Below are 26,345 nucleotides of genomic sequence, written 5' to 3'. Positions count from 1 at the left end.
GAGCGTTAACGCAGTTCAAAGGCCACTGGCAGAGTGATGTCCAGTGGCTTATCCCCCATATCCAAGCTAAACGCTGGCAGAGGTTGCGCACGGTTCACCATATCAATGGCGGCATCGTCCAAACGCGGAGAGCCTGAGCTTTTCACGATACGCACATTGCTGGCATCGCCATTGGCATGCACAGTAAAGCCGATGGTCACTTCCCCTTCTTCACCACGACGACGAGATTGTCGCGGATAACGCTTACTTTGCGCTAACTTAGCCGCCAATTTGGCATAGTAGTTCGCCGTTGCACCTGCGGCCCCACCGCTGGTGGCGGCATTGGCGCTGCCAGTAGAGGCCTTTTGCTGCACCACGGTTTTCGCCGCATTGGCCTGTTCCGCTACTGGAGGCTGCGGCTTGGGCTCAGGTTTCGGTTCTGGCTTAGGCTTGGGTTTCGGCTTAGGTTCGGGTTTTGGTTCTGGCGCCACCACGTCACTGGTTTGCTTCACCTTCACCGGTTCTACCGGTGGTTCGATCTCTGGTTCTGGTTCCGGTTCGACTTCTGGTTCCGGCTCTTTAATCGGCTCTGGTTCCGGCTCCGGCGGTGGCGGCGGTGCCACTTCGGCTTGCGCCACGATACTTTCTTCAGCGGCGCCCATATCGCCCATCATGCCTAAATCAAATTCAATCCCCTGTTGACCTGCGGCGAGGCTGCCAGAATCCTGATTATGATAAAACGCGCCATAGAAGGCGCCTGCATGCAATGAGACAGCAATGCCTCCAGCAATCATCCAATGCTGTTTTTTCACAACGCCTGCCCCTGTCCTAACTGTGTCGCCACACTTACCTTAGTCAAACCCGCTCGGCGAATGGCAGAGAACACTGGACGCATATCTTCCACGGCAAGATTGCCATCGGCTTTGATTTGCACCCAAAAGGCTTCTGGATCTTGTGCCTGTTCAAACAGTTGCGTTAAACGACCTTCAATGTCCTCCAGCGCAACGACTTCGTCATTGAAGTACAGCTCTTGATTGGCACCAATCAACAACAGCACATTGGGATCCGAAGTCGGGCGTGCTTCGTTGATTGAGTTTGGCGGTGTGATGTTAATCGGGTCAGATTTTTGAATTTGCCCCGCTACCATAAAGAAAATCAACATCAAGAAAACGACGTTGATAAGAGGAATGACGCTGTCATCCCCCCCGTTGCTATCACGCTGGGCGATAAACTTTTTATCAATGTTCATTTTGTCGCTTCGTTAAATGCGTTGGCGATGGAAAGTTTTTCGGCGCCTTGAAGTTTCAATTGATCCGCTAGAGTCATTAGCGACTGTAAAGTCACACCCTCTTCCGCTTGTAATACAAACAAACGATCGGCATGGCTCTGCACGATGTCACGGATACGATCACTGTCGCTCAAGGCAATCGCTTGGCCTTCAAACCAAACTCTACCGTCGTTGGTCTGCAGATCAAATATCAGTGGATCTTGCTTGTCTTGTTCGGTTAGCTGTTCCGGCTGCGGTGCCGCCAGCGGTGTATCCACGGTACGCCACGCGACAAAGGAAGAGGTCAGCATAAAGAACAACAGCAGGATAAACACCACATCGATCAGTGGTGTCAGACTGATCAGCTGCTTACGACGCGGCTGTTCCAGCTTAAGCGGCATGCAGTACTCCGCGAGCAGCCACAGCCGCTAGGCGCTCACCTTCCTTTGAGGTAAAAACCTGCGTCACCGCATCGTTCATAATGTGCGCCACACGCTCCACTTTACGTTCTAGCCACGCATGCATCGCCACCACAGGAATCGCAACAGCAATACCCACCGCAGTGGTTAACAGCGCCTGCCAGATACCACCAGACAATACCGATGGATCCACTTGGCTGCCGGCCGCTTCCATTTGTTGGAACGCCGTGATCATGCCCAGTACCGTACCTAGCAGACCTAGCAGCGGACTAAGAGAAGCAATGATTTCCATTGGACGCAGGAACGAACGCAGGTCATGCAATACATTTAGAGCACGGCGTTCAGCTTCTTCACGCACGGTTGCCACTTCACGATTGGTGTGGCGTAGTGCGTCCATTGCATAAGCGACAATGCCTTCAACAGGACGTTTGTCTGATAGTTTTGCCAGAGCCCCATCGATGTCACGGTTACGCCATGCATCCAAAGCAGCGTCGACTGATTTACGGCTTTCAGCGCGCAACGTGGTTAACTGCCATGTTTTCACCAAGACGATCGTTACGGCGATCACGGAGAATCCCATCAGAATCCAAACAACAGGGCCGCCGACGATTAGGAAGTCTTTGATTTGATCCATTGTGCTGTTCATTGCACGCTCCAAGTTAGTAAAAATTAAACCTAAACAATGATATTCATTCTCACCTAGATTTACAACAATATCCCACACATATTGTTGCAATCCAAAAGACGTACTGTTGCGTAATAGCTAGAGAGTAACAGGAGAAACCTATGAGCATCGGAGTGGTTTGGTTTGGTAATGACTTGCGCAGCGCAGATCAAGTCATGCTGTGGCAAGCGGCACAAGAGGTAGAGCAATTAATCTGCGTCTACTGCGACCCCTTATTGCCGCAACATTCGGCGCTCAATAGCTTGTCTTCGCCTTCCCCTAAACGCGACCGTTTTGCGAACGATGCCCTAGACGAACTGGCGCGTAATCTCAACGAGCTCGGACAGACTTTATTCGTCACCCAAAAATCCGCCCAAATAGCGTTACCGGTGCTGTTCAATGAATTGCCTGTCACCCATGTCTATCGCAATCATCACCCTGGCTGGTATGAACAACAATCGCTCAATCAGATTATATTTGATTTTCCTGATATTCAATTCAAACAGTTCTCGGGATTGAGCTTATTTGGCCGACATGAACTGCCTTTTGCCCTAGACGATTTGCCAGATAGCTTTTCCAAGTTTAGAAAACTAGTGGAAACCATCGAGATCGCACCGCCGACTCCTGATATTGATCATTTGCCACCCTCAGTGTCTGTTGCTTTGCCAGATTTCAAGGTGTGGCCGATACGCCGTACGGAAGAACAGAGTTTGTTTAACGGTGGTGAGCGTGCGGCGCTAACGCAGCTGAGCGATTATTTCGCCACAGACTTGCCTCGCACCTACAAACAAACTCGCAACGAATTGGATGGTTGGCAAAACTCCACCAAGTTTTCCCCTTGGCTCGCCCAAGGCAGCATTTCTGCACGGCAAATCAAAGCCTGTTTGGACGTTTACGAGCGAGACCATGGTGCTAACGAATCGACTTATTGGATTTTCTTTGAGCTTTTATGGCGTGAATATTTCCATTGGTACGCAACGCGCTACGGTAAACGTTTGTTTTTCGCGCAAGGCATTCACAAAGCCCGTCAACACGGTAGTTTTTACCCTGAACGTTTTCGTAAGTGGTGTTCGGGAAACACCCCCTACCCGATTGTTAATGCATGCATGAAACAGCTCAACGAAACCGGCTTTATGAGCAATCGCGGGCGTCAACTGGCGGCCAGCTGTTTGATTTATGATTTAGGCATCGATTGGCGTTATGGGGCCGCCTATTTTGAGTCGCAACTGCTGGATTACGATGTCGCCTCAAACTGGGGTAATTGGCAGTACATCGCCGGCGTTGGCGCCGATCCCCGTGGCGGCCGTCACTTTAATCTAGACAAACAAACTCAGCTGTACGACCCAGAGCACCATTTTATTGAAAAGTGGCATGGTCATCAGTTTGACGCGCAGCTGGACTCCTTAGATGCAGCCGATTGGCCAATCTCACCGAAATCTTAATGCTGCCTAAGTCTGTGGTGGAGCTTTACACTCCGCCTACTGTAATAAGCGTTACGGGCACGCTATGCTGGCACACTTTTTTGTCGTCACTGGCGCAAATACCATACGCATTTATAATCCAGTGAAGCAGTCTCAGGAGCAAGATCCTGAGGGCACATTTTTACGACGCTGGCTCCCCGAATTAAAGGATGTTCCCAGCCCTCTGATCCATACACCTTGGGAAATGACGACCATGGAGGAAACCTTGTATCAATGCCGCATTGGCCACGATTATCCCAACCCGATCGTATCACTGAACGAAGCAGCAAAATCCGCTCGTGAACGCCTCTGGGGATTTCGAAAATCCATTCCCGTTCAACAGGAAAAACAACGTATTTTGGCTACCCATGTTCGTCCTAGCTCGCGCCACAGTGGAGGCCGTTCATGAGCCAATATCATACCTTACGCGTTATCTTGGGCGACCAATTGAATGCCGCCCACCATTGGTTCCGCAAACCGGAGCCAGGGGTAGTGCATTTGATTGCCGAAATGCACCCAGAAGCCACCTATGTGAAGCACCATATTCAAAAACTGTGTGCCTTCTTTTTGGCGATGGAAAACTTTGCCAGCGCCCTGCAGGACGCGGGTCATCATGTGCAATATCTCACCTTGGATGACACTAAAGGTCAGACGCTCGAATCCCTAATTTTGGGAATGGCGGAAGCCTATCAGGTGCAACGTATTCAGTTACAACGGCCCGATGAATATCGCGTCATGATGGAATACCAGAACATAGCCAGTAAAGCATCGGTGTCCGTATCACTCACGGATACTGAGCACTTTATGCTGCCGTTCGAGGAAATACCGCGCCATTTCAAAGCCAAGACCCCGACCCGTATGGAGCATTTTTATCGCAAGATGCGCCAGCGTTTTAACATCCTCATGGAAGAAGATCACAGTCCTATCGGAGGCAACTGGAATTACGACAACGCCAATCGCCAAGCCTTGAAACCTAAGGACTTAGCGCACATTCCCGAGCCCTTGCTGTTTAGCCATGATGTGTCGGCGATTTTGGAGCGCATCGAGCGTCATCAGATTCCTTATATTGGTAAGGCGCAAAGCCAGCTGTTGTGGCCGGTATCACGCCATGACTCACTGACTTTATTGCAGTATTTCTGTGATCACCTGTTGCCGAATTTCGGCCGTTTCCAAGATGCCATGACCGATCAAACGCCCCATGGTTGGAGTCTGTATCACTCACGTTTATCGTTTGCGCTCAACAGCAAGATGATCCACCCCAGTCATGTGATCAAGGCAGCGGTGCTAAGTTATCGCTACCGCAAGGACATCGACATTGCTCAGGTAGAAGGCTTTGTGCGTCAGATCTTAGGTTGGCGTGAATACGTGCGCGGCATGTATTGGATCAATATGCCAGACTACCACAAGCAGAATGCCCTCAATGCCGAGCGCGATTTACCGGAGTATTTCTGGACCGGTAACACCAAGATGAACTGTCTGGCAAAAGCCATCGGTCAATCATTGGATTACGGCTATGCCCATCATATTCAGCGCCTAATGGTCACAGGCAACTTCTGTATGCTCACCGGTATTCATCCTGATCAAGTGGACGAATGGTATTTGGGCATTTATGTGGATGCCATTGAATGGGTGGAACTGCCCAATACTCGCAGCATGAGTCAGTTTGCCGACGGCGGCTGGATCGCCTCGAAACCCTATGCGGCAAGCGGTAGTTATATTCAAAAGATGAGCGACTACTGTACGTCGTGTCATTATGACGTCAAAGAAAAAGTCGGTGAGCAGGCCTGCCCACTGAACAGTTTATATTGGCGTTTTATGATTCAACATCGTAACAGGATGCTGAAAAATCCCCGTATCGGCATGATTTACGGTAACTGGGATAAACAGGACAAAGCACAGCAGGCCGCTGTGTTAGAACGTGCAGAATGGTGTTTGGACAATATCGAAGCGCTGTAGCGCTTCGATATTCTGTTTTAGACGTTAGGCCGCTTTGACGTTGCAAGCGTGCTTAAAGGTGTTTTGATAAATCCACCACGCCGCCGCGCCAGCCATGATATTGCCCAAGGTCGCACCGATAAATAGGCCCCATAAACCGCCAATCTGCCCACCAATCCAAAGACATGGCAGGAAGAAGGCAAATAGGCGCAACGCCGACATCCATAAGGCGCGATACGGCTTGCCCAAGGCATTGGACGCCGACACCATCATCATACAAATCCCTAGTGGTCCCAAACTGATCGGTAACCACAGCAAATGCCAAGTGACGATTTCAATCACCTGCTCATCGCTCGACATTAGGCCCGCCAGCCATGACGCGCCGAACCAAACCAAGATCGCCACCAGTGTTTGAAACACCAGGACATAGATCACCGCAATACGGATTAACTGTTTGATTTCATTGAATTTACCGGCACCATAAAAGCGTCCCACCATAGGTGGCAAGGTCATGGTTAACGCCAGCACGGTGACAATGGCAAAGAATTCAAAACGTGAGCTGACTGCCCATGCGGCGACAGCCGCGGTACCAAACCCTGCTAACAATTTCGTCGCTAACACAGACGACACGGGCGGCAGTAATTGACTGACCATGGCAGGGCCCATGATATGGCCAATTTTGCCCAAGGTGGCCATTAGGTTCAGACTGCTGAAATCAAACGTTAGCCAATGGCTGGAGAGACATTTCGGCACTATGATCAGCATGCCGATGGCAAACGCCAAAATGGTGGCAATGGCCGCCCCGACAATGCCCATATCAAAGACAAAGATAAACAGCGGGTCGAGAGCGATATTCAACAGGCTTGACACCACCATAATGATGCCCGGCAGCATGGTATTACCATTCGAGCGACAAATACTGTAGAAGAAGTAAATCATCGCCCCCATCCAAGTACTCAATAGCCACCAGCCCCAGTACTCATCGATAATCGGCGCGACGCTCTCGGGAGCGCTTAATAGGTCCAATACCGCACCACGGAAGAACCAAATCAGCAAAGACACGACAAAAATGCCCAGCGCACCCAACACTACTACTAGGCCACCTAGCTGCTTGGCGAACAGATGATCGTCCGCGCCTAAGGCACGGGAAATCAATGAGGTGGTGGCAATGCCTAGACCCACTTGCAGACCGATAAAAATCAAAGCGATCGGCGCTGTGAAACCTTGCGCCGCCAAGGGCAACACCCCTAGCTGGCCGATAAAGGCACTGTCTACCAATTGAAAACTCATAATCGACAAGATGCCAAATAACATCGGCCAGGTCATAGAGAAGAGCTGTTTCGCGAGATAAGACGAGGATTGCATAGGGTTCCTTGGCATTAGCTAAGTGATCAGCGCAGCATTATAAGAGAGAAGCGTGACACTCAGGCGAACTTTCCCCGCTTTTTTCTTGGTTGGCGCGCTGTCGTCGACAGCGCTCTGAACAGTATTTTACCTCGTCCCAACAGGCCGCCCATTTCTTGCGCCAGACAAAGGGGCGCTGACAGACGAGACAGATTTTACTGGGAAGGTGAGGTTTCTTGTGTGACATGATGGGCGTTTTTTTTGATCCGATGGGCAGACAACATCAATACGAACGCCAAGCCAGTAAAGATCACATAACCCGCCGCCAACGGCACCACGGTAAAGTTATAAAAGGTGCCGACAATCACCGACAGCACCACCGCCGTTAAGCTCGTTAAGGATGACGTCACCGACGAGGCGATGCCCGCCATTTTACCTAAGGGCTCCATCGCCAGAGCACTCATATTACCGAACAGCAAGCCCATGCTAAAAAAGATCGGTACGCCTAAACAAAGGAACAACCACAGCGGTGGCACGCCCCCGAATAGCCATGCCGATAGCAACATACCATTGGCGGCAGTTAACTTGAGGCTTAACGCCACCCACACCAAGCGTGTCATACCCAGGCGCATCACCAAGCGGCCATTGGTAAAGGACGCCAGCCCCGCCCCACCAGCCATGATGGCGAAGTACAGTGGGAAGGCCTCGCCAGTATGGTATAGGTCTTGGAAGATGGATTGAGACATGCCCAAGTAGAGCATTAAACCGGCGAACGTCAGTCCGGACATACCGGTGTAACACATGACTTCTCGATGGCTGACAATAAAACGCGCCTCACGGGCCAAGCGTTTTAAATCAAACTGATGGCGATTCTCTGGCGCTAAGGTTTCCGGTTGGCGGGTAATCATCCAAACAGAGGCAATCCCCCCTTGTAGCATCAGCGCAGCAAAGATCCAGCGCCAATCGCCTACCAACAACACCATCTGGCCAAAGGCAGGCGCTAGCATGGGCACGAGAATAAACACCACCATGATATAAGACATGATACGCGCCATGGCACGGCCTTGGTACAGATCACGCACCAGCGCCCGAGACACGGTTTTCGGTGCCGCCACGCCCAAGCCTTGCACAAATCGCCCAAACAGCAGCACTTCTAAGGAGTGAGCACTCATGGCGATCACACTGCCGACGATGTAAATCCCCACACCAGTGAGGATGCTATTTTTACGGCCAATGACATCGGAAACGGGACCAAACACCAGTTCGCCAAACACCATACCCGCGATTAAGGCTGACACCACCCATTGGATTTGCGTGACATCCACGAGGGCGAGGCTTTGTGCCATATCGCGAAACGCCGGCAACACCGCATCCATACTCAACGCAGTGAGCGACATAATGGTCGCGAATAAGGCGATAAATTCTTTTTCAGAGAGGGCTTTAAGAGGCGCGCGTTGGGCCTCGACGGTTGGGCGTTTCATGCTCGTTTCTATGTCCTTATTATTAAGTGAATAAGGCTAGCATGAAACGCCCCCTTTAGAGAGCAGAGAGTCGAGAAAAGAACCGCCTAGCGTAGCAGCGCCAAACTCTCTTCCGCGAAACCAGTACCAGCTTCCGTGTAGAAGTTAAACACATTGTTGATGCCCGCTTTCATCATGTAATCGCGTTCATCTTGGTAACGGGCAATGGCGGCTACTTGGCCGTTAAATCCGGTACTGCGCAGCTGTTTCACTACATTAACGCTGTCATCGGCGGACGGCAGCGCCAGCAGGATCAGCTTCACATTCGACAGATCAAGGTGTTCCCAAAGATCCACGTCTTCACCGTCACCAAAGAACACATTGTGTTCTTCTTCTTGCATCTGCTTAATACGGAACTTGTCCGCGTCCATACCCGCCACGTCAGAGCCAATCATATTGGTCAAGGAATCAAACGCACCACGCCCCACTCGACCTAAGCCCACCACGAGAATCTCCATGCTCTTTGGCTGTGTAAAGCAGTCCTCTGGTAACGGCAGAGGGTTTTCGTAGCGACGAATGCTGTCTTTGTAACGGCGGAAGTAGCTGTGCGCCTTGCGGTAAAACACACTGGTAATGACGAAGGAGAAAGACACCGCCAAGGCCAAGATCACCAACCATTCGTTTTCAATCCAACCCGATTGTACGCTCAGCGCCACCACGATCAGGCCGAATTCACTGTAATTCGACAGCGCCAATGCGCCGAGGAACGAGGTACGGCCACGTAGACGTAAGCTGGTAAAGAAATAGAAGAACAAGACAAACTTAGCTACTAGCAAAACCGTCAGAATTAAGCTCAGTCCAACCATCTCCCAAGTGGGTAAGGCACTAAAACCAATCGATAGGAAAAAGCCAATCAAGAAGATGTCTTTGAAGTTCATCAACGACTTATTCAGCTCTGATGCCTTGCTGTGTGACGCCAACAAAATCCCTAGCACCAAGGCGCCTAAATCGCCTTTTACACCCACAAGGTAAAACAGTTCGTAAGCGCCCAAGGCAAAGAAAATACCGGTCAGCGGTAGCATTTCCCCGTGACCCGATTTATCTAGAATACGGCCTAGAACAGGACGCAGCGGAATCAAGGCAAACAATAGAATCGCCCACAATGATGGAATCTTGCCCGTCGCCAGTACTAGGAAGACCACGGCAACGATGTCTTGCATAACCAAGATACCCAGCGCCAATTGACCATGGCGGGTTTTCATCTCACCGGCTTCTTCCAGCAGTTTCACGATACACACGGTACTTGAGAAGCTTAGAGCAAAGCCGATCAAGGCCGCGGTGCGCAGTGACAAGACTTCAAACGCATGCAAGCCCGCTAAACCAAGTAGCGACACCACGCCAATCAAGAGAATCGTCCACGCGCCCATATGACCTAGGGTCGAGGCCCAGACTTCACGCTTAAGCAAATCCTGTACATGCAACTTCAAACCGATACAGAACAGCATCAAGGTGATACCCATATTGGACAACTGATCTAATACGCCTGACGGCTCAAACTGAAGAAAATTAAGCAGGAAGCCGGCGGCCAAAAAACCAATCAAAGGCGGTAAGTTGATAAGCTTGACGGCCAGACCACAGAGAAATGCAAACAGTATCCAAATAAATTCCATAACGACGACGTACTTTTCCTAAAATAACAGCACCCAACGTGCCTTTTACCAGAAAGCATAACGACAAAGCGCACGGCTTTCTATACGAGTAAGTGAAGAATTAACTGGCCCATCAAGGCCGCGATCAAGGCATATACCAGCATCGGCACTATGGTGCGTTTGATCATAGCGCCTTCTTGATTTTGAATACCTAAGATTGTCCCCACGGCGATGATGTTATTGAGGCAAATCATATTTCCCATAGACGCGCCCACCGATTGCAACGCCAGCACCACACTAACGGGCAAACTGGTTTGCTCGGCAATACTGTATTGAATGCCACCAAAGGTCAGATTCGACACGGTTGCCGAACCAGAGAAAAACGAGCCCAAGGCGCCTAATAAAGCCGCCACATAACTCCAATTTGCCCCCATGATGCTGGCCAAGCTATTGGCGATGATAAAGATCGGTGCCTGCGCGCCCCCTTGCATCATAAAATTCACCATCATCAGTGCCCCAATCAGAGCCAAGATCGGCAATTTAATCCGCCCCCAAGTATCCCCCAGCGCGTGGCTAAGATGGCTTTTGGATAGGGATAGAATCGGGATCAAGATCAGCACAGTGACCACAAACGGAATCAAGGCGGGCACATACAAGGTTTTATAGGACCAGGCCACATTCGTCCCGAGAATAGACGACCAAGACAGAATCAGCGCTTGGCTAATGGCCAGATCGCCAACGCTCAGCCAAGGCGTGCCATCGTTAAGCCAAGCTTTGAAGGGCCACTGCTGAATGCGGGTGACCAGCAAAATCACAATTAACAAAATAAAGGGCGATAGTGCTTTAATGACCTCGAAGGTCGGCAGTTCTGTTGCTTTCTGTGCGTTTTCAGAGACTACTTTCTGCAATCCAATCTGATATTTCGCAGCCAAGATAGAGCCACACAAACCGATAGCCCCACCGAGCAAAGAGGGGAATTCATAGTTCACCTGCGCCAACAAATAATAGGGCACGGTACAGCTTAACGCGCTGATGAAAATAAACAGCCAGTTCTGACGAATGGCCTGCCAGCTGACCAAAAAACGTAACGCCAAAGCAGGGATAACGAGGCTAGCCACCAGATGAATCAGGGCCGTCCATTGAGAGGTTTCCAGTAATTGCGCTTCGCTCAGTTCCAATGCAGCAAAGCCAAACCACGCCGGCGTGCCAACCGCGCCAAAGGAGACGGGGACACTGTTCATCACCAAGGTGAGTAAGGCCACAGGCATGGCCGAAAAACCTAAGCCCACCAAGATCGGCGCGGCAATCGCTGCAGGCGTACCAAACCCCGATGCGCCTTCCAACATAAAGGCAAACGCCCAGCCGATGATCATCAGCTGCGCCACCTGATTCTGGCTGATGCTTTCTAACCACACACGTAAGGTATTTTCCGCTCCCGAGATCACCAGCACACGGTTTAGCAGGATCGCCCCTGCAACAATTGAAATCGGCGTTAACACCGATAAGCCACCGGCGATAGCATTGGCCAATAGGGTCAGCCCATCCGCTTGAAAATAAAACGCCTGCAGCAAGGCCACCAACACGGCCGTTAACGGCAGCGCCACATGGGAGGCCAACGGCTGTTGCTTGGTCATGCTCCAGACCAAAAACACTACCGGGGCAAGAGCGATCAAGGTATCCATACACATACTCCGAATTTACTGTCGCGTCATTATCGCTTGGAGTGAATGCAATTACAGTGCAAAGATCAGCAAAGCATTCAATGGTTACCCAAAACTAACGCGTCAGTGTGACAGGCGTTATTCCAATTGATGACTGCGCAACAACTGCAGTAACACTTCAGGGATAAATTTACGTGGCATTTGCAGTGCATAGAAGTGCTCATAAGCCTGCGGAAGCTCTTGATATACCTGTAGTTTCTTAGCTTCTATCTCGTCTTTTACTACCACAGGCGGCATCACCGATAAGAAACCACTGTCACGAGCCAATAGACGCATCATCGCCATGTCATCTACTTCTGCTTTGATCTCGGCGCGATACTGCTGGGTAGCGCAAAAGGATTCAAATACCGAACGGATGCCCATATTTCGCGCAGGTAGGATCCAAGTTTTATCTTCATAGCCTTCAGGAAAAGGTTTATCCGGTTGTTCCCCATATGGTCCCACGATCGCCACCGATTGCCGCGCTACCAACTGGTTTTGCCACAAGATGCCGTGCACATCGTTGGCTAAGGCACGGTTGGTCAGGGCGATGTCGAGTTCATGACTTTGCAAGCCGTCCATCAAGCCATCCATGGTGCGCGCATAGAGCGTAAAGCTGACCGTTGGCTCGCTGAACAAGGGGGTGATGAAGGCTTCGATAAAGTTACGCGATAAGTGAGTCTCAAAGCCGATATTAAGATGGGTATGTTCCGTGTTACCGCTTTTGAGAAACTGCTCTAACTCCTCACCAGTGGAAAAGATATCTTGGGCATAGAGTTGCACCCGTTTGCCCACATCGGTCAGTACTAGGCGCCGCCCTTCTCGCTCAAACAATGGCTGAGCGATCTTGTTTTCCAACTGTTTAATCTGTGCCGACAAGGCGGACTGAGACACATGCAGCTGCTCAGCGGCTTGAGTTAGGTGGCCAATGTTGGCAACACGCCAGAAATAATACAGATGATGATAGTTAAGACGCGGCACAGGCATTCCTCATAAAAGCCGTTTATTACATAAATAAAACAGAACAGTTTATTAAAATATATGTATTTTTATTAACTTTAAAGTCTCTGCATACTGACGCCATCTTCGATGACTCCGATGGCGAATCCAATGACCTTCATGACTTTTCTGTTGCCAGCCCTGTTTGCGTTCACAGGGATCTTATGTGGCCTCCCGAAATTACGGGAGCGCGCAGCCAGCATTGCTCTGTTTAGCGCGCGCACAGCGCCATTGCTGTTAATTGGCATTCTAACGTCTTGGTTCTTTGTCACCCCTGATCCGCAGGCACCGTTTCACGGCTCCTTGTTGAGTGCTCTGATGCTGATCCTAGTGGTGTTTATGGCTTGGGTATTGGTGCAGTTTTCGCAGCACTACATGGCTGGCGAGCAGCGCGTAGCGCAATATTACCGCTGGTTGATGTTAACCCTGTCGGCGGTAACCCTAACCCTCAGCAGCAATCACTTGCTAGGCTTTTGGGCGGGCTGGGTGGGCATCAGCCTTGGCCTGCACTTCTTACTAACCTTCTACCCAGATCGTCCACGCGCCATCTTAGCGGCCCATAAAAAGTTTATTCTGGCACGTATCGCTGAGCTGTCTTTATTGGTGGCATTTAGTCTGCTTTACCTAGACCACGGCACTTGGTACCTGAGTGAATTGATGGTGGAAGTACAAGGCAGCCTCTCCACTTACGAACAAATCGCGGCAATCTTGATCGCCATCGCCGCCTTGATGAAATGTGCTCAGTTGCCAGTACACGGTTGGTTGATGCAGGTAGTCGAAGCGCCCACGCCGATCAGTGCCCTGCTGCATGCGGGTATCATCAACCTCGGCGGTTACCTAGTACTAACTTTCTACCCGCTATTACACCTAAGCCCTGCGGCCATTTGGTTACTGCTGATCGTCGCGGGTCTGACTACCCTGATCAGCGCCTTGATCATGACCACTCGTATCAGTGTCAAAGTGCGCCTAGCTTGGTCCACCAGCGCGCAAATGGGCTTGATGCTGTTAGAGTGTGCCCTAGGTATGTACGAACTGGCGGTGCTGCACTTGATGACCCACTCGGTGTACAAGGCCCATGCTTTCTTGAACTCCAGCAATGCGGTGCATGAATTTCTACTGCGCAAAGTGGCACCGGATGACACACCTAACTTCCTAGCTTGGCTGGCAGGTGTGGTCTTTGCGACGGTCGCGGTACTCACTTCCATCTGGTTCTGGGATTACCAAGGTCCGATCAGCCCTTGGTTATTAATGGGCATTGCCTTAGTACTCTTGGTCGCACAATGGCGCAGTGTACCGCACCCAGCCTCATTGGCTCGTCTAGCCCTCACCACGGTAGCACTATCGGCCCTATACGGTGGTTTAAAAACGGCGACCGGCTGGCTATTACAAGGCCATGTGGCAGAACACACCACGCAAGCCTTTAGCGCCGCCGACCTTTGGGCCTGCGCCTTGTTTATCACCCTATTTTGCTTGGCGGTGTGTTTACGCTACTACGCCCATTTGCCGTGGGTACGCCGCTTCTCGGTCAACCTGTTTGCCGGTCTGTATTTGGACGAATGGTTTACCAAGATCACATTAAAGATTTGGCCTGTGGCACTACCGGCCTACTCAAAAGCCAAACACCACGGTGTTGCGCTGCTGTTCCCTAACCTGTCAAAAGGCTGGAAGAAATAATGATGGATACTCAAGCAACAGTTTCCCTGAACGAGACGCAAAAAGCGGCCCTACACAACGCCACCCAATGTTTGGCGCCAAACTGGCCACTGGATCGCATGATTGCTGTGAACCCATTGTGGAAAATGGTTGATCGCCCGTTTGATCAGGTCGCCACAGAGATGTCTTTACTGGCCGGTATCCGTTGTCATATGCCAGTGGAAACCTATCTAGGCTGGTACGAACAAGGTCGTATCGACAATGACTGCCTACTGCAAGCCGCAGGAGAATACGGTTTAAGTCTGTCGGTCGAATCCTTGATCATGTACCTCAGCAAAGACGCCGGTCGCGTACAAAGCTGGCGTAACATTGCTGACTGGGCGGATCTCACCCGAAGCAACAACAAGATGTCTTGGCACGATGAGATCACCCATCAAATCAGCCAGTTCTGTGCCGCTCATTATCAAGAACAGCGTCCGATGCTGAACCGTCAGTACCGTCAGCAGTCATTGAATCTTTACCAACACTGGTTGCAGATCTCACGTCTTGACCGTGGCTTATCCATCATCATGTCTGAAGCCAATCTGGACGAAGAATTCGATCTACTACCCGAAGACCAAGAAAGCCTGTTCGCAGAAGCTATTGAAACACTCAAGGTGACTAACCACAGTCTTGAACACTATGGTAAAGCCCTCTTGCTCGACATTAATGGTTGGGGTTCTTACCTTGCCTATCGTGCCTTTGAAGCGGAAAAACAAGGCAAAACCCAAGACGATGTACGTTCTTTGCTGGCCATTAAAATGGCTTGGGAATTGGTGGTCTGGCGTTACCTTGAGAAACATAATAACGATGACTTTGAAGTGCTCAACGAGCGTTGGGGACAGCAATTACTGCATGTCAACGAACTGCGTGGACAACACCACGATGCCCTATTAATTCCGCGTATTTGGACCCGTGCGCTGGAATTGAGTGAACAAAAAAACCTGCACCAGCAGTTGCTTGCGGTGCAGCCAAAACGTCCCGAAACTCCAGCGCTACAAGCGATTTTCTGTATCGACGTGCGCTCTGAAGTTTACCGCCGGGCGCTGGAACGCCAAAGCAGCGACATCGAAACCTACGGTTTTGCCGGTTTCTTTGGCCTGCCGATCGAATACGAACAAGCGGGTACGCAAGTGGTTCGACCTCAGCTACCTGGCCTAGTACCAGCCGCTATTCGCGTGTTTGAAAGCCAAGCGGACGAGGATCAACTGGCGCAGGAAAATCGCAGTGCCAGCTGGAACCGTTGGGGCAATGCGGCCTCTGCCACCTTCTCCATGGTCGAATCCATGGGCTGGTGGTACGCTTTTAAACTGTTTAAGAAAAGCCTAATGGGCGACAGCTCTCATGCCTTAGCACCCGCCAACAACAGCCATTGGACACTGACACGCCAAGGCCGCACCCTAGAGATTGACGATCAAGCACAGCTGGCCAAAGGCGTACTGGACACCATGGGACTGAGCCACTTTGCCAAAACGGTGATGCTAGTCGGTCACGGCAGTCATAGCTGCAACAACCTGCAAAGTGCTGGTCTTGAGTGTGGCGCCTGTGGCGGTCAAACCGGTGAAGTGAACGTGAAGGTATTGGCGCAATTGCTGAATAACTTAAAAGTGCGCGAAGCCTTAAAACCTCTGGGCTACGACATTCCCGATCAAACCCAGTTTGTCCCTGCGCTACACAACACCATCACCGATCACATCACCTGCTACAACGATGTTAATGATCTGGTGGTGAAAGATTGGCTAACACAAGCCACCTACCAAACTCAGCAAGAGCGTGCGCCAAAAGTTGATGAACGCTTAACCCAATTAAGCAAAGAAGCCCGCGATGCCGCTTATCAGCGCCGCGCAACGGACTGGTCACAAACACGTCCGGAATGGGGCTTGGCAGATAACAACGCCTTTATCATTGCGCCACGCCAGTTTACCCGTGAGTTGGATCTGCAAGGTCGCAGCTTCCTGCACGACTACGACTATGAGCAAGATGGCGACGCTGCCATCTTGGAGCGTTTGATGACCGCGCCTATGCTGGTGACCCATTGGATCAATATGCAATACAACCTATCCACCACCGATAACTTTAAGTTCGGCAGTGGCAATAAAGTACTTCACAACGCGGTGGGCGATCATATTGGAGTGTTTGAAGGCAACGGCGGTGATTTGCGCGTTGGCCTAGCCATGCAGTCGTTGCACGATGGTAAAAAGTGGATGCATACCCCAGAACGTTTGGCGGTGTACATCCGTGCACCAAAGAAGTTCATCGAAAACATTGTGAAAAAGCACGATCTTCTGAAAAACTTAATTAATAACCAATGGCTATACGTTTTTCAGTGGGACGGTCAAGAGGTGAATCGCTACAATTTAGGGGAATGGACTGTGCAAGTTTGATTGAAATCAAAGCTGACCTATAAATTTTTCTAATGCAAATAATTCTCAGTTGTATATTAACATTTTCAAATAATTGTATATAATTCGCTCATCGGTGCAGTATTTATCCCGATACCAAGATTTACAGGGCTGCACTAATGCCTGTGAATAGTTGGTTGAAACAAAAGCTGAATTTACGCGGATGCTCTGTCATCCGCTTTTTTTTGCCTACTATTTACCTGTCTAAAAGATGGCTATGGCAAGTCATCATCCGCTATGCAAACCGCTTAATCCAAATGGAATTAATGATAATAATTATCAAATACATTTAAATATGGATCATTTTATGCCATGATGCGCGCCACTAGACGGTACAGAGGCTGCGAACTCTTGTGCCGTGCAGGCACTCGCCTTTCTAGTTCCCCAAACAGAATCTCTCTCTGTTTCCTTCTGTTGAGCAGCCACATGGCTGCTTTTTTTTGCCTAGGGTTACGGCTTTGCCGGCATGTCCAATTCTTGTTTAAGCGAAGTCCAATCAATCGCCTGCTGTTTTTTGGGAGCGGGACGCTCCGCTTGATACAGGGAAATCAATTGCCCAGCAATGGAGATCGCCACTTCCATGGGGCGCTTACCCGGCACTTGTTCAAGCCCAACCGGACAGGTCAATTTAGCGATATCGGCTTCACTAAACTGACGATGGCTTAAACGCTGGCGAAAGCGCAGCGCTTTAGTATCAGAGCCAATGACTCCTAAGAAACCAAGATCACCACGCTTTAGCGCCGCTTCGGTTAGCTCGTAATCCAACTGGTGATTATGAGTCAGCACCAGCATATAGCTGCCTGCTGTTGCACGACTTAACTCGCCAACAGGATCATCCGTTAGACATTGCTCAACGTTTTCTGGAATATGTTCCGGGTATTGCTCAGCACGACTGTCCACCCAATGCACCCGCAACGGTAGCTCTGCTAACAGTGGCACCATGGCTTTGGCCACATGGCCAGCACCAAACAGCCATACGTCTTTACCGCGCTCGGCAAAATGCTCGAACAGCACCGATACTTTGCCACCACAGCATTGCCCTAAGGTCGCGCCCAGCGGATATTCTTCAATATGTTGGCAATCTTGCTGCTTCAGCATCAGCTCTCGGGCTTTGGCGATGGCTTTGTATTCCAAATGACCGCCACCAATGGTGTCAAAGCTATGCTCCACGGTGACCACCATCTTGCTGCCAGTTTCCCGCGGCGATGAGCCACGGGTGCCAATCACTGTCACCAGTACATAGGCTTCACCGCTGCGCTGTAATTCTGCGACCACATCAGTCCAAGGTTTCATCATCGGCTCTTCCCTTATTAGTCTGCCGCCAGTTCTCGTGTCGCCATAATAGCATTCAATACACGCTCAGGCGTGGCGGGCGTGTCCAATGGTGGGCTGACGCGATAATCTGACAAGGACGCAATCGCATCACGCAACGCCGACCAGACGGAAATCGCCAACATAAACGGCGGCTCACCGACGGCTTTGGAGTGATAGACGGTGTCTTCTTCATTAGCGCGTTCAAACAAATCCACCTTAAAGCGCTTTGGCGTATCGCTGATGGCGGGGATTTTATAGGTCGCTGGCCCATTGCTGATCAAGGTGCCCTTGGCATTCCACTTTAACTCTTCGGTGGTGAGCCAACCCATACCTTGAATAAAGCCCCCTTCGATCTGGCCGCGATCCACCGCAGGGTTCAGGCTGCGTCCCACATCGTGCAGGATGTCGACACCCACCACCTTGTATTCACCAGTTAAAGTATCCACCACCACTTCAGACACTGCGGCACCGTTAGCAAAGTAGAAGAACGGACGACCTTTAGCATTGTCGCGGTCATACCAGATTTTTGGCGTTTTGTAATAACCCGTGGCGGATAATGACACGCGGTTTTCATAGGCAAACAGAGCGCCATCAGCAAAACTCATAGATTCACCTTGCTCGCCCCAGTAGATGCGCCCATTGGCAAAGGTGACCGTTTCAAGAGCACAGGCTTTATGCTCTGCAATGCATTCAGCCATACGTTGTTTTAACGTCAGTGCGGCATTTTTCGCTGCTTGACCATTCAGGTCAGTCCCACTGGATGCCGCCGTCGGCGAGGTATTGGGCACCTTATCCGTGCGCGTAGCGGTGATTTGAATCTCATTCGGATCAATCGCCAAGGCTTCGGCCACAATTTGAATGATCTTGGTGTGTAGGCCTTGGCCCATTTCCGTGCCACCGTGGTTCACTTGAATACTGCCATCGGTGTAAATATGGATCAGTGCGCCCGCTTGATTAAGGTGTTGTAAGGTAAAAGAAATACCGAACTTCACTGGCGTCAGCGCTAGGCCTCGTTTCAGCACACGACTGGTTTTATTCCATGCCGTGATTTCAGCACGGCGCGCACGATAATCACTGGTTTGCTCCAACTGCTCAATCAGTTCGCGCAGCATATGATGCTCCACTGGCTGATGATAGGGCGTAGTATCGCGGCCACCTGCGCGGTATAAATTGAGCTTACGTACATCCAAAGGGTCTTTGCCCACGGCCCGAGCAATATCGTCCATGGCGCGCTCAATGATCATCATGCCTTGCGGGCCACCAAAGCCGCGAAACGCCGTGTGCGACACGGTATTGGTCATACAACGATGACCGGCAATGTTAACATCGGCAAGGTAATAGGCGTTGTCGGCGTGGAACATGGCGCGATCGACAATGGCATCGGACAAATCCGCTGAGTGACCACAGTTACCCGCCACCATAATGTCCGCTCCTAGGATCAGCCCTTGTTCATCAAAGCCAATATCGTAGGTGTTGTAGAACGGATGGCGTTTGCCGGTCATGCTCATATCATCAACACGGGGCAGACGCAGCTTCACCGGTTTACCAGTTTTCAAGACCAGTGCCGCCGCCATACAAGCCCAAGCGGCCGCTTGGCTTTCTTTACCACCAAAGCCACCGCCCATGCGACGCATGTCTACCGTGATACGATTGACTGGCACATTGAGGACTTCCGCCACCAATTTCTGTACTTCGCTCGGATGCTGCGTCGAGCTGTACACCAACATGCCGCCATCTTCGGCGGGTATCACTAAGGCCACTTGGCCTTCTAAGTAAAAATGCTCCTGACCGCCCACATGCTGCTCTGCTTGTAGACGCTTGGGAGCTTTCGCCAAGGCCGCTTGGGCATCGCCATGAGTCATAAAGTGGGAGGGGCGCACAAACTGCTGTGCTACTAGCGCTTCGATCACATCCAAGGTGGGCGTGCTTTCGGCGTACTCCAGCTTGGCCTGTTTAACCGCGCGACGCGCTTGTTGTTCGGTTTCCGCCACCACCACAAAGATCGGCTGACCTTGGTATTTGATTTCATCCGAGGTCAAAATCGGATCACCGCCAAACACCGCACCAATGTCCGTATGACCGGGAATATCCTCCACTAACAGAATATCCACTACGCCTTCGCTACGACGTACGGCCGAAAGGTCCATCTGTGTAATACGGCCTTTGGCAATCGGGCTATAACCTACCGCACCATAAAGGGTGCCGCGTGGTTCGAGCATATCGTCCACATAGATGGCTTCACCGGAAACGTGCTTAGGCGCGCTTTCATGTTTACGGGAAACTCCCGTCGCCCCGCTAGTTTGTGTGTCTTGGCTGCCTGTGGCTTTTAAATTACGCATACTGCACCACCTCCAAGGCTTGATCACTTGAATTGCCTTGGCCTAACTCATGTTCGAGCACCGCGCGCAGCAACAGGTTCTGCGCCACTTGCAAACGATAAGCCCCGCTGGCGCGCACATCATCAATCGGACTGAAGTCCTGTGCCAGCGCCTGTTGCGCGGCCTTGATACCTTGTTCGGTAAACGGCTGGCCTTTTAACGCCAGCTCGGCATGGTTGGCGCGCGCTGGCGTCGCTGCCATGCCGCCAAACCCTAGACGTGCGTTGCGTACCACACCACCTTCTAATTCAATAGAAAAGGCCGCACACACGGCAGAAATATCATCATCAAGGCGTTTAGAAATCTTATACACATACAGCTGACGCTCTGGCTGAAGCGGGATTTCGATGGCTTCAATAAAGCCCGACGCTGGTAATTTGGTTTGACGATAACCGGTAAAAAACTCTGCGATCGGCAGCGTATTACGCCCTTCAGGGCTGCGCAGATGCAAGCGCGCATCTAGGGCCAATAATACCGGCGGCGTATCGCCGATTGGTGAGGCGTTGGCAATATTGCCGCCCAAGGTACCTTGATTACGCACTTGCAAGGAACCAAGACGCTCTAACAATTCCGCAAAGCTGATAAAGTGCGTATGCAACAGGGTTTGCATATCACTGTAAGACACCGCCGCGCCGATTTTAATGGCATCAGCGCTTTCTTTAATTTGTAGCAGTTCCGCCACTCGGCCGGTGTAAATCACCACCTCTGGCTGTTGTAATTGTTGGGTAATCGTTAAAGAGAAGTCTGTGCCGCCCGCCACTAACTTGGCATTCGGATGCTGAAGCAACAGGGCCAGCAACTCATCGCTATGCGTAGGGATAAAAAACTGACGCTGACCTTGCTGCATGGAAGCGCTGGGGTTCTGCTGCAAGATATCGGTTAAGCGGGTATAGGTAATGGCTTCTTGGCGTGAAAAAGCGTCATTAGAACCCTTGCCAGCCAGACTCAAAGCCGCATCAATAATCGGACGATACCCCGTACAACGACATAAATTGCCTGCTAGGGCGTGCTCCACATCGGCTCGGCTCGGCAGGTCGCAGTTTTTGTACAGGGCAAACATGGACATGATAAAACCCGGCGTACAAAAGCCACATTGAGAACCGTGCAAATCGACCATGGCTTGTTGCACCGGATGCAATGCGCCCTGCTGTTTTAGATGCTCCACCGTTAGCAGTTGCTTGCCATGCAGGCTACCGAGCAAAGTAATACAGCTGTTGATATTGCGATATTGCAGACGATTGTTAAGCGCTTCGGCGATCACCACTGTGCAGGCACCACAGTCACCTGACGCACAGCCTTCTTTACTGCCACGCTGTTCGGCTTTGGTGCGAAGATACTCGAGCACCGTCAACTCTGGGGCGCAGTTATCGAGACAGACTTCTCGATCATTCATTAGAAAACGGATCATGTTCCCGCTACTCCTATCCAGACAAGGCGACTTCACTCCTCCTTGCCATAGTAAGCTGTTCTTTTTTATCAGATTTATAAAATTGGCTATGAAGCAGTCTCGCACAGATTCGCGAGCTTCTGCTAGTTGATACTTGTTAAGGTAGCAGGATTCTTGCCAAATTTAACCATTTGGTTAAATTTTGAAATCAATAGAAGAAAAGGGAGGGGATTAGGCGGTGAAGGGTACACCGCCTAGAACTGATAACCGCTGTTACTCTAGAAACGCTAACTGCTCGTAGGCATTACGTAACCAGACTTTCATGCGTTGACGCTCGGCGATGTTCATCAGGCTGCGGTTATTGGCCACGGCCCAGAAGCTGCTGTTATTGAAGTCAATTTTCTGCGTTAGCTTGCTCTGTAGCTTAGGTAACTCAATGATGTAAGCTTCGCGCTGTTGTGCTTTTTCGAAGGTTTCAGATTTTTGGAAACGAGAGAAATCTGTGCCGCGACCGAGATTTTGTACCACGATAAACTCTAGCTCGGGCTGCTGGTAACGCTCCAGAAGCTGATCCAATAGAGCCACTGAGTCCGCGCCATCGTCCATCACATGCCACAAGCAAACTTGGTAATCCATCTCGTCCAATAGACCAAATACATCGGTATCGTCGATCCAATCACCTAGTGGTTTGGCAGCTTGTGCAGCAAGGTCAATAATCAAATCTTTGTCTGGATTGGCTTCCATCGCCTCTAATAGGCCATCTAGGCTGTCTTCTTCACCAATCACTACTGGCGATGCGAATTCACTGTAAAAACGTGAAAAAGTGCCATGTGAGGCATCGCAGTCAAAGCCTAGAAACGGCAGCTCTTGGTCAATGTAATACTGCGCCAATAGACGTGCCGTCATTGACTTACCTACACCACCTTTTTCACCACCAACAAAGTGTACCTTACCCATGTATCGCTCCCTGTGTATTTGAATTATTGCCCTACTATAAGCATGGCTTTATGACGGGGTGATGACCCCGTTCAACAAACATACAGGCAAGCGATCGTAATAGGAATGCGCGCTCTCAGAGAAGACGCAAGTTTTGCGAATAGTCACTATCACTTAGGGAACAGGCAGCGAAATAACACGAAAACTCACTATTTTGGTGCATTACGCTGGGATGGATCTTTTACAAACGCAGCACTTTTGACAAACGGGTTCACTTTCTGGCGTTGCTCGTAGGTGGCTTCTGCCCACCACATTAGCTGACTCAAGGTCCGTCCAAAATAGCCTTGCCAGCGTTCACCGTCCGCATCAGCCAGCATCTGGCCAGTTTCATCAAACACTTCTTGGGCCTTGGGCACATGAATCATGGCTGATACCGGTAAACAACCGAGTTCAGCTAAGAAGGCACGCATACCGACCGCCGCCCGCATACCGCCCCATTGCCCTGAGGAATAAGTCACGATCGCACTGGGCTTAAAGGAAAACAGCGAACTACCAAAGTGGTTTAATAAATTGGCTAACGCCGGACTCATGGAGTGATTGTATTCAGGGCTCACCATGACATAGCCATCGGCTTGGGAGATTTTATTGGCTAGAACATCTAGCGCTTGCGGCGCTTTACCTTTTGCATAAGCAAAATGCGGTTTAAAGACGGGACCTTGATCATAGTCCAGCGGGTCAACCAGTTCAAAGTCATGTTCTGGATAAGCCTCACTGAGCATACCTAGGCAAGCTTTGGCGACCCGCTCCCCCAACCGCGCTGGGCGCGGTGGGGTTGAGGTACGAACAGAGCCAAGAAAGATAAGGAATTTCATATTGGCACTCTTATGTGAATCAGTTTAAGCCACCTTAAACTTATCCACCAAGACATTCAAATCCCCAGACAAACGTGCCACTTCTTCGCTGGAGCGCGAAATCTCATCGACGGTCTGTTCAATCTGAGAAGAACTGCTGCTCAGGGTTTCAATATTGCCACTGATTTCATTCGACACCGAAGACTGTTGCTCCGCCGCGCTGGCAATTTGCAAGGTCATTTCATCCACATAATCTACTTTAGCCATGGCCTCACGCAGTGTCGCCGCCGTATTGGTGGTTTGATCAGACACTTTACGGGACGTCTCAATGCCACCACGTACTAGTAGCTGCGCCTGCTTCGCGCCACTTTGCAGTTGATGAATGATATTAGAAATCTGCTCAGTCTCTTGCTGTGTACTTTGCGCCAAGGTACGCACTTCATCGGCCACTACGGCAAAGCCTCGACCGCTTTCGCCCGCTCGCGCTGCTTCGATCGCCGCATTCAGCGCTAGCAGGTTGGTTTGATCCGAGATACCTTGGATGCTTTCTAGCACAGAGGAAATCGATAAGACTTGTTGCGCAAGAATATCCACTTGCTCACCTGATTTTTCCAATTCCTGCGCCATCGCCTGCAGTGCGGTAGAAGCCGATGCGGCAATTTGAACCCCTTCGGTGACCTTCTCTTTCGCTTCTCGAGTGGCACTCGCCACACCTTGAATGGTTTGCGATACTTCACCAGACGTTGAGCTCATTTGCGAGGTCGCCGCTGCAATTTGCGTGGTATTGGCATGTTGCTCACGAATGGCACCGGAAGTCTGTTCGGAGATCACCGCCAGTTCATGAGCCGTTTCAGATTGATGCTTAGCACTGTTACGAATCTCTGCCACCAATGAGCGCAGACCTTCGGTCATGACCGCCATGGAGCGGTAAACACTGCTGTCATTACTGTGGCTGAACTGCACGGTTAAATCCCCATTAGCAATACGATCGGCAATTTCTCGCATGGTGTTTGGCTCGGCACCTAACGGACGCAACACCATACGTGCGACTATTAGCGCAATCACCACGCCTAGCACGGCACTAAGCGCCACCAAAATCATGCTGATGGTGATCATATTGTTACGGGACGCCATGGCTTCCGCTTCGTCGATCTCCGCCAAGATGCTCCAACCCAAGCCCGCAAACGGCAATGGGGCAAAAGCCGATAGCACGGGATTACCATTGTAATCAGAAATAATTCGAGTGCCCGTTTGGCTATTTTGTGCCGCACGCACCGCTTCGGTATCAACGCGACCTGTTTGCTGATTGGTAAACGACGCTAGTACAGAATGATTTTCTGGGTCCAAGAAAGAATCCGAGCGCATCAAACCATCACGGCCCACGAGATAGGTTTCACCGGTGGCGCCTAAGCCATCCCGCTCTCCCATAACCGCATTCAACTGATCAATCGGGAACTGGGCAATCATGACGCCTATCTTCTGACCATTCTCAAACACCGGAGAGGAAATAAACCCTGCCGGGGCATCATAAGACGGTACATATAAAGAAAAGTCGGTAACGTTAACCTGATTTTGACTAAGGCCTAATGCCTTGTTATAAGCATCCGCAAGACCTGAGTTAGCATAAGGGCCATTTTTCAAATTGGTGGCAAAATCGAGCTCTTTGAAGACGGTGTAGACCACTGAGCCCTTCATATCCACAATAAACAAATCGTAGAAGCCAAAACGTTGTTGAATGGTGCGCATGTACGGGTGGATACGTTGATGCTCAGCGCTGTAGTCAGTATTACCGTTATCCAGCAAAAGGTTATCTTTGCCGCCCACCGGATGAGTATTGTTAGAGATGTATTGGTATTGCAGATACTTCGCTTGTGGCGTCAAAGAATTCATTAGGTTCGCCACATCTTGGGAACTCGCCTGAGTATTCTGTTCGCGCCAGCGCGGTAGAAATTGCCCTTCATAATAACTACGCAGCGACTGCTGCTGGGTAGCAGAGATTTCTGTTGGCACCGAGTAAAACGCACTATCAAAGGTATTGAGCGCCTGCTTAACATCTGGGCTTTGCGCCAAAATCTCCACTTCCTTTGATAAGGTATCAAGGTAATGGGTAACGGTCACCGCTTTGGCACTGCGTATCGAGGATAAGTGGTCAAATACCGATTGTGAAAGGGATTGAGATGACAACCAAGTCAGCACCGTGGCCATCAAGAGCGCAGGCAAAATCCCTACACCCAGTAAAATAAGTACAATCTTACGCTTAAAACTCATCATTATGTCCTATTGTGACTAAGTAAAACGATTGAGAAAGGGCCCCACTCAGTCATAAACAGCATGACTTTGATTGTTTTTATACTTATTTTTGGATCTTGGGAGATGTGCAAAAATCGTTCAAGCAAATTATAGTGTTACATTATGTAAGTATTGTTGTTTTTTGTTTCTTTGTCGGGATAAACACACAATTCGAACTAATTTGTCGCTAACCTACATAGGACATAAAAAACGGCACAGA

Annotated in this window: 21 protein-coding genes; 5 read left to right on the top strand and 16 right to left on the bottom strand. The window is 50.5% G+C overall.

The genetic code is table 11. The features are described 5' to 3' along the window. Positions 1–5: 5 nt before the first annotated feature. The 4 genes from ACOSVP_RS10725 to ACOSVP_RS10710 are packed head-to-tail and all read right to left on the bottom strand — an operon-like array spanning position 6 to position 2,311. The gene (locus ACOSVP_RS10725) at positions 6–791 is read right to left on the bottom strand and encodes an energy transducer TonB (protein WP_487347499.1); all 786 of its coding nucleotides are present in this window, start codon (positions 789–791) and stop codon (positions 6–8) included. Beyond that, entirely contained in the window at positions 788–1,228 is a 441-nt protein-coding gene (locus ACOSVP_RS10720; protein WP_487347498.1) for an ExbD/TolR family protein, read from the bottom strand. The genes ACOSVP_RS10725 and ACOSVP_RS10720 overlap by 4 nt, the downstream gene beginning before the upstream one ends. Then, on the bottom strand, positions 1,225–1,647 hold the full coding sequence (locus ACOSVP_RS10715; RefSeq protein WP_487347497.1) for an ExbD/TolR family protein: 423 nt from the start codon (positions 1,645–1,647) through the stop codon (positions 1,225–1,227). The genes ACOSVP_RS10720 and ACOSVP_RS10715 overlap by 4 nt, the downstream gene beginning before the upstream one ends. Next, positions 1,637–2,311 (bottom strand): MotA/TolQ/ExbB proton channel family protein, encoded by a 675-nt coding sequence (locus ACOSVP_RS10710; RefSeq protein ID WP_487347496.1) that lies wholly within the window; start codon positions 2,309–2,311, stop codon positions 1,637–1,639. The genes ACOSVP_RS10715 and ACOSVP_RS10710 overlap by 11 nt, the downstream gene beginning before the upstream one ends. Positions 2,312–2,451: 140 nt before the next feature. On the opposite strand from ACOSVP_RS10710, the gene ACOSVP_RS10705 reads away from it, so the two are divergent. From ACOSVP_RS10705 to ACOSVP_RS10695, 3 genes are all read left to right on the top strand, one after another. Then, positions 2,452–3,771 (top strand): DASH family cryptochrome, encoded by a 1,320-nt coding sequence (locus tag ACOSVP_RS10705; RefSeq protein WP_487347495.1) that lies wholly within the window; start codon positions 2,452–2,454, stop codon positions 3,769–3,771. A gap of 64 nt (positions 3,772–3,835) precedes the next feature. Further along, positions 3,836–4,198, top strand: a complete 363-nt coding sequence (locus tag ACOSVP_RS10700) for an FAD-binding domain-containing protein (protein WP_487347494.1) — start codon at positions 3,836–3,838, stop codon at positions 4,196–4,198. Then, a complete protein-coding gene (locus tag ACOSVP_RS10695; RefSeq protein WP_487347493.1) occupies positions 4,195–5,745 on the top strand; it encodes a cryptochrome/photolyase family protein in 1,551 nt (516 codons plus the stop codon). The genes ACOSVP_RS10700 and ACOSVP_RS10695 overlap by 4 nt, the downstream gene beginning before the upstream one ends. 24 nt (positions 5,746–5,769) lie before the next feature. Here ACOSVP_RS10695 and ACOSVP_RS10690 read toward each other — a convergent pair whose 3' ends face one another. The 6 genes from ACOSVP_RS10690 to ACOSVP_RS10665 form a co-directional block, all read right to left on the bottom strand. After that, positions 5,770–7,089 (bottom strand): MATE family efflux transporter, encoded by a 1,320-nt coding sequence (locus ACOSVP_RS10690; protein WP_487347492.1) that lies wholly within the window; start codon positions 7,087–7,089, stop codon positions 5,770–5,772. 37 nt (positions 7,090–7,126) lie between these two features. After that, on the bottom strand, positions 7,127–7,315 hold the full coding sequence (locus ACOSVP_RS10685; protein WP_487347491.1) for a DUF2256 domain-containing protein: 189 nt from the start codon (positions 7,313–7,315) through the stop codon (positions 7,127–7,129). Further along, a complete protein-coding gene (locus ACOSVP_RS10680) occupies positions 7,284–8,549 on the bottom strand; it encodes a multidrug effflux MFS transporter (RefSeq protein ID WP_487347490.1) in 1,266 nt (421 codons plus the stop codon). The genes ACOSVP_RS10685 and ACOSVP_RS10680 overlap by 32 nt, the downstream gene beginning before the upstream one ends. A gap of 86 nt (positions 8,550–8,635) precedes the next feature. Beyond that, a complete protein-coding gene (locus ACOSVP_RS10675; RefSeq protein ID WP_487347489.1) occupies positions 8,636–10,198 on the bottom strand; it encodes a cation:proton antiporter domain-containing protein in 1,563 nt (520 codons plus the stop codon). Positions 10,199–10,278: 80 nt separating this feature from the next. Further along, on the bottom strand, positions 10,279–11,859 hold the full coding sequence (locus ACOSVP_RS10670) for an L-lactate permease (RefSeq protein ID WP_487347488.1): 1,581 nt from the start codon (positions 11,857–11,859) through the stop codon (positions 10,279–10,281). Positions 11,860–11,976: 117 nt separating this feature from the next. Beyond that, complete coding sequence (locus ACOSVP_RS10665) at positions 11,977–12,864, bottom strand: LysR family transcriptional regulator (protein ID WP_487347487.1); 888 nt, start codon at positions 12,862–12,864, stop codon at positions 11,977–11,979. Positions 12,865–12,987: 123 nt separating this feature from the next. Here ACOSVP_RS10665 and ACOSVP_RS10660 point away from each other — a divergent pair, with 123 nt between their 5' ends. Together ACOSVP_RS10660 and ACOSVP_RS10655 are read left to right on the top strand one after the other, a co-directional pair. Next, positions 12,988–14,550 carry an NADH-quinone oxidoreductase subunit L gene (locus ACOSVP_RS10660; protein ID WP_487347486.1) on the top strand — a complete coding sequence of 521 codons (1,563 nt, stop codon included), beginning with the start codon at positions 12,988–12,990 and terminating at the stop codon, positions 14,548–14,550. Next, positions 14,550–16,952, top strand: a complete 2,403-nt coding sequence (locus tag ACOSVP_RS10655; protein WP_487347485.1) for a YbcC family protein — start codon at positions 14,550–14,552, stop codon at positions 16,950–16,952. Before ACOSVP_RS10660 ends, ACOSVP_RS10655 begins: the two co-directional genes overlap by 1 nt. Positions 16,953–17,420: 468 nt before the next feature. On the opposite strand, the gene xdhC is transcribed toward ACOSVP_RS10655, so the two are convergent. The 6 genes from xdhC to ACOSVP_RS10625 form a co-directional block, all read right to left on the bottom strand. After that, the gene (gene xdhC / locus ACOSVP_RS10650; RefSeq protein WP_487347484.1) at positions 17,421–18,266 is read right to left on the bottom strand and encodes a xanthine dehydrogenase accessory protein XdhC; all 846 of its coding nucleotides are present in this window, start codon (positions 18,264–18,266) and stop codon (positions 17,421–17,423) included. Positions 18,267–18,280: 14 nt separating this feature from the next. Beyond that, entirely contained in the window at positions 18,281–20,623 is a 2,343-nt protein-coding gene (xdhB, locus tag ACOSVP_RS10645) for a xanthine dehydrogenase molybdopterin binding subunit (protein ID WP_487347483.1), read from the bottom strand. Next, positions 20,616–22,070, bottom strand: coding sequence for a xanthine dehydrogenase small subunit (gene xdhA, locus ACOSVP_RS10640; RefSeq protein WP_487347482.1), 1,455 nt, complete (start codon positions 22,068–22,070; stop codon positions 20,616–20,618). The genes xdhB and xdhA overlap by 8 nt, the downstream gene beginning before the upstream one ends. Before the next feature lie 252 nt (positions 22,071–22,322). Beyond that, complete coding sequence (locus ACOSVP_RS10635) at positions 22,323–23,006, bottom strand: P-loop NTPase family protein (RefSeq protein ID WP_487347481.1); 684 nt, start codon at positions 23,004–23,006, stop codon at positions 22,323–22,325. Positions 23,007–23,194: 188 nt separating this feature from the next. Further along, positions 23,195–23,857, bottom strand: a complete 663-nt coding sequence (locus tag ACOSVP_RS10630) for an NADPH-dependent FMN reductase (RefSeq protein WP_487347480.1) — start codon at positions 23,855–23,857, stop codon at positions 23,195–23,197. 24 nt (positions 23,858–23,881) lie between these two features. Continuing rightward, the gene (locus tag ACOSVP_RS10625) at positions 23,882–26,107 is read right to left on the bottom strand and encodes a methyl-accepting chemotaxis protein (RefSeq protein ID WP_487347479.1); all 2,226 of its coding nucleotides are present in this window, start codon (positions 26,105–26,107) and stop codon (positions 23,882–23,884) included. Positions 26,108–26,345: the final 238 nt, after the last annotated feature.

Source organism: Marinomonas sp. HM11-D (assembly GCF_057626615.1).
Note: the sequence above shows the minus strand (reverse complement) of the source record. Positions and strands in the feature narration are given on the sequence as shown.

What these genes read in the sequence shown, in the direction of transcription:
- ACOSVP_RS10720 (WP_487347498.1), bottom strand. Translation starts at nt 1,228, where the DNA reads ATGAACATTGATAAAAAGTTTATCGCCCAGCGTGATAGCAACGGGGGG.
- ACOSVP_RS10715 (WP_487347497.1), bottom strand. Translation starts at nt 1,647, where the DNA reads ATGCCGCTTAAGCTGGAACAGCCGCGTCGTAAGCAGCTGATCAGTCTG.
- ACOSVP_RS10710 (WP_487347496.1), bottom strand. Translation starts at nt 2,311, where the DNA reads ATGAACAGCACAATGGATCAAATCAAAGACTTCCTAATCGTCGGCGGC.
- ACOSVP_RS10705 (WP_487347495.1), top strand. Translation starts at nt 2,452, where the DNA reads ATGAGCATCGGAGTGGTTTGGTTTGGTAATGACTTGCGCAGCGCAGAT.
- ACOSVP_RS10700 (WP_487347494.1), top strand. Translation starts at nt 3,836, where the DNA reads ATGCTGGCACACTTTTTTGTCGTCACTGGCGCAAATACCATACGCATT.
- ACOSVP_RS10695 (WP_487347493.1), top strand. Translation starts at nt 4,195, where the DNA reads ATGAGCCAATATCATACCTTACGCGTTATCTTGGGCGACCAATTGAAT.
- ACOSVP_RS10690 (WP_487347492.1), bottom strand. Translation starts at nt 7,089, where the DNA reads ATGCAATCCTCGTCTTATCTCGCGAAACAGCTCTTCTCTATGACCTGG.
- ACOSVP_RS10685 (WP_487347491.1), bottom strand. Translation starts at nt 7,315, where the DNA reads ATGTCACACAAGAAACCTCACCTTCCCAGTAAAATCTGTCTCGTCTGT.
- ACOSVP_RS10680 (WP_487347490.1), bottom strand. Translation starts at nt 8,549, where the DNA reads ATGAAACGCCCAACCGTCGAGGCCCAACGCGCGCCTCTTAAAGCCCTC.
- ACOSVP_RS10675 (WP_487347489.1), bottom strand. Translation starts at nt 10,198, where the DNA reads ATGGAATTTATTTGGATACTGTTTGCATTTCTCTGTGGTCTGGCCGTC.
- ACOSVP_RS10670 (WP_487347488.1), bottom strand. Translation starts at nt 11,859, where the DNA reads ATGGATACCTTGATCGCTCTTGCCCCGGTAGTGTTTTTGGTCTGGAGC.
- ACOSVP_RS10665 (WP_487347487.1), bottom strand. Translation starts at nt 12,864, where the DNA reads ATGCCTGTGCCGCGTCTTAACTATCATCATCTGTATTATTTCTGGCGT.
- ACOSVP_RS10660 (WP_487347486.1), top strand. Translation starts at nt 12,988, where the DNA reads ATGACCTTCATGACTTTTCTGTTGCCAGCCCTGTTTGCGTTCACAGGG.
- ACOSVP_RS10655 (WP_487347485.1), top strand. Translation starts at nt 14,550, where the DNA reads ATGATGGATACTCAAGCAACAGTTTCCCTGAACGAGACGCAAAAAGCG.
- xdhC (WP_487347484.1), bottom strand. Translation starts at nt 18,266, where the DNA reads ATGATGAAACCTTGGACTGATGTGGTCGCAGAATTACAGCGCAGCGGT.
- xdhB (WP_487347483.1), bottom strand. Translation starts at nt 20,623, where the DNA reads ATGCGTAATTTAAAAGCCACAGGCAGCCAAGACACACAAACTAGCGGG.
- xdhA (WP_487347482.1), bottom strand. Translation starts at nt 22,070, where the DNA reads ATGATCCGTTTTCTAATGAATGATCGAGAAGTCTGTCTCGATAACTGC.
- ACOSVP_RS10635 (WP_487347481.1), bottom strand. Translation starts at nt 23,006, where the DNA reads ATGGGTAAGGTACACTTTGTTGGTGGTGAAAAAGGTGGTGTAGGTAAG.
- ACOSVP_RS10630 (WP_487347480.1), bottom strand. Translation starts at nt 23,857, where the DNA reads ATGAAATTCCTTATCTTTCTTGGCTCTGTTCGTACCTCAACCCCACCG.
- ACOSVP_RS10625 (WP_487347479.1), bottom strand. Translation starts at nt 26,107, where the DNA reads ATGATGAGTTTTAAGCGTAAGATTGTACTTATTTTACTGGGTGTAGGG.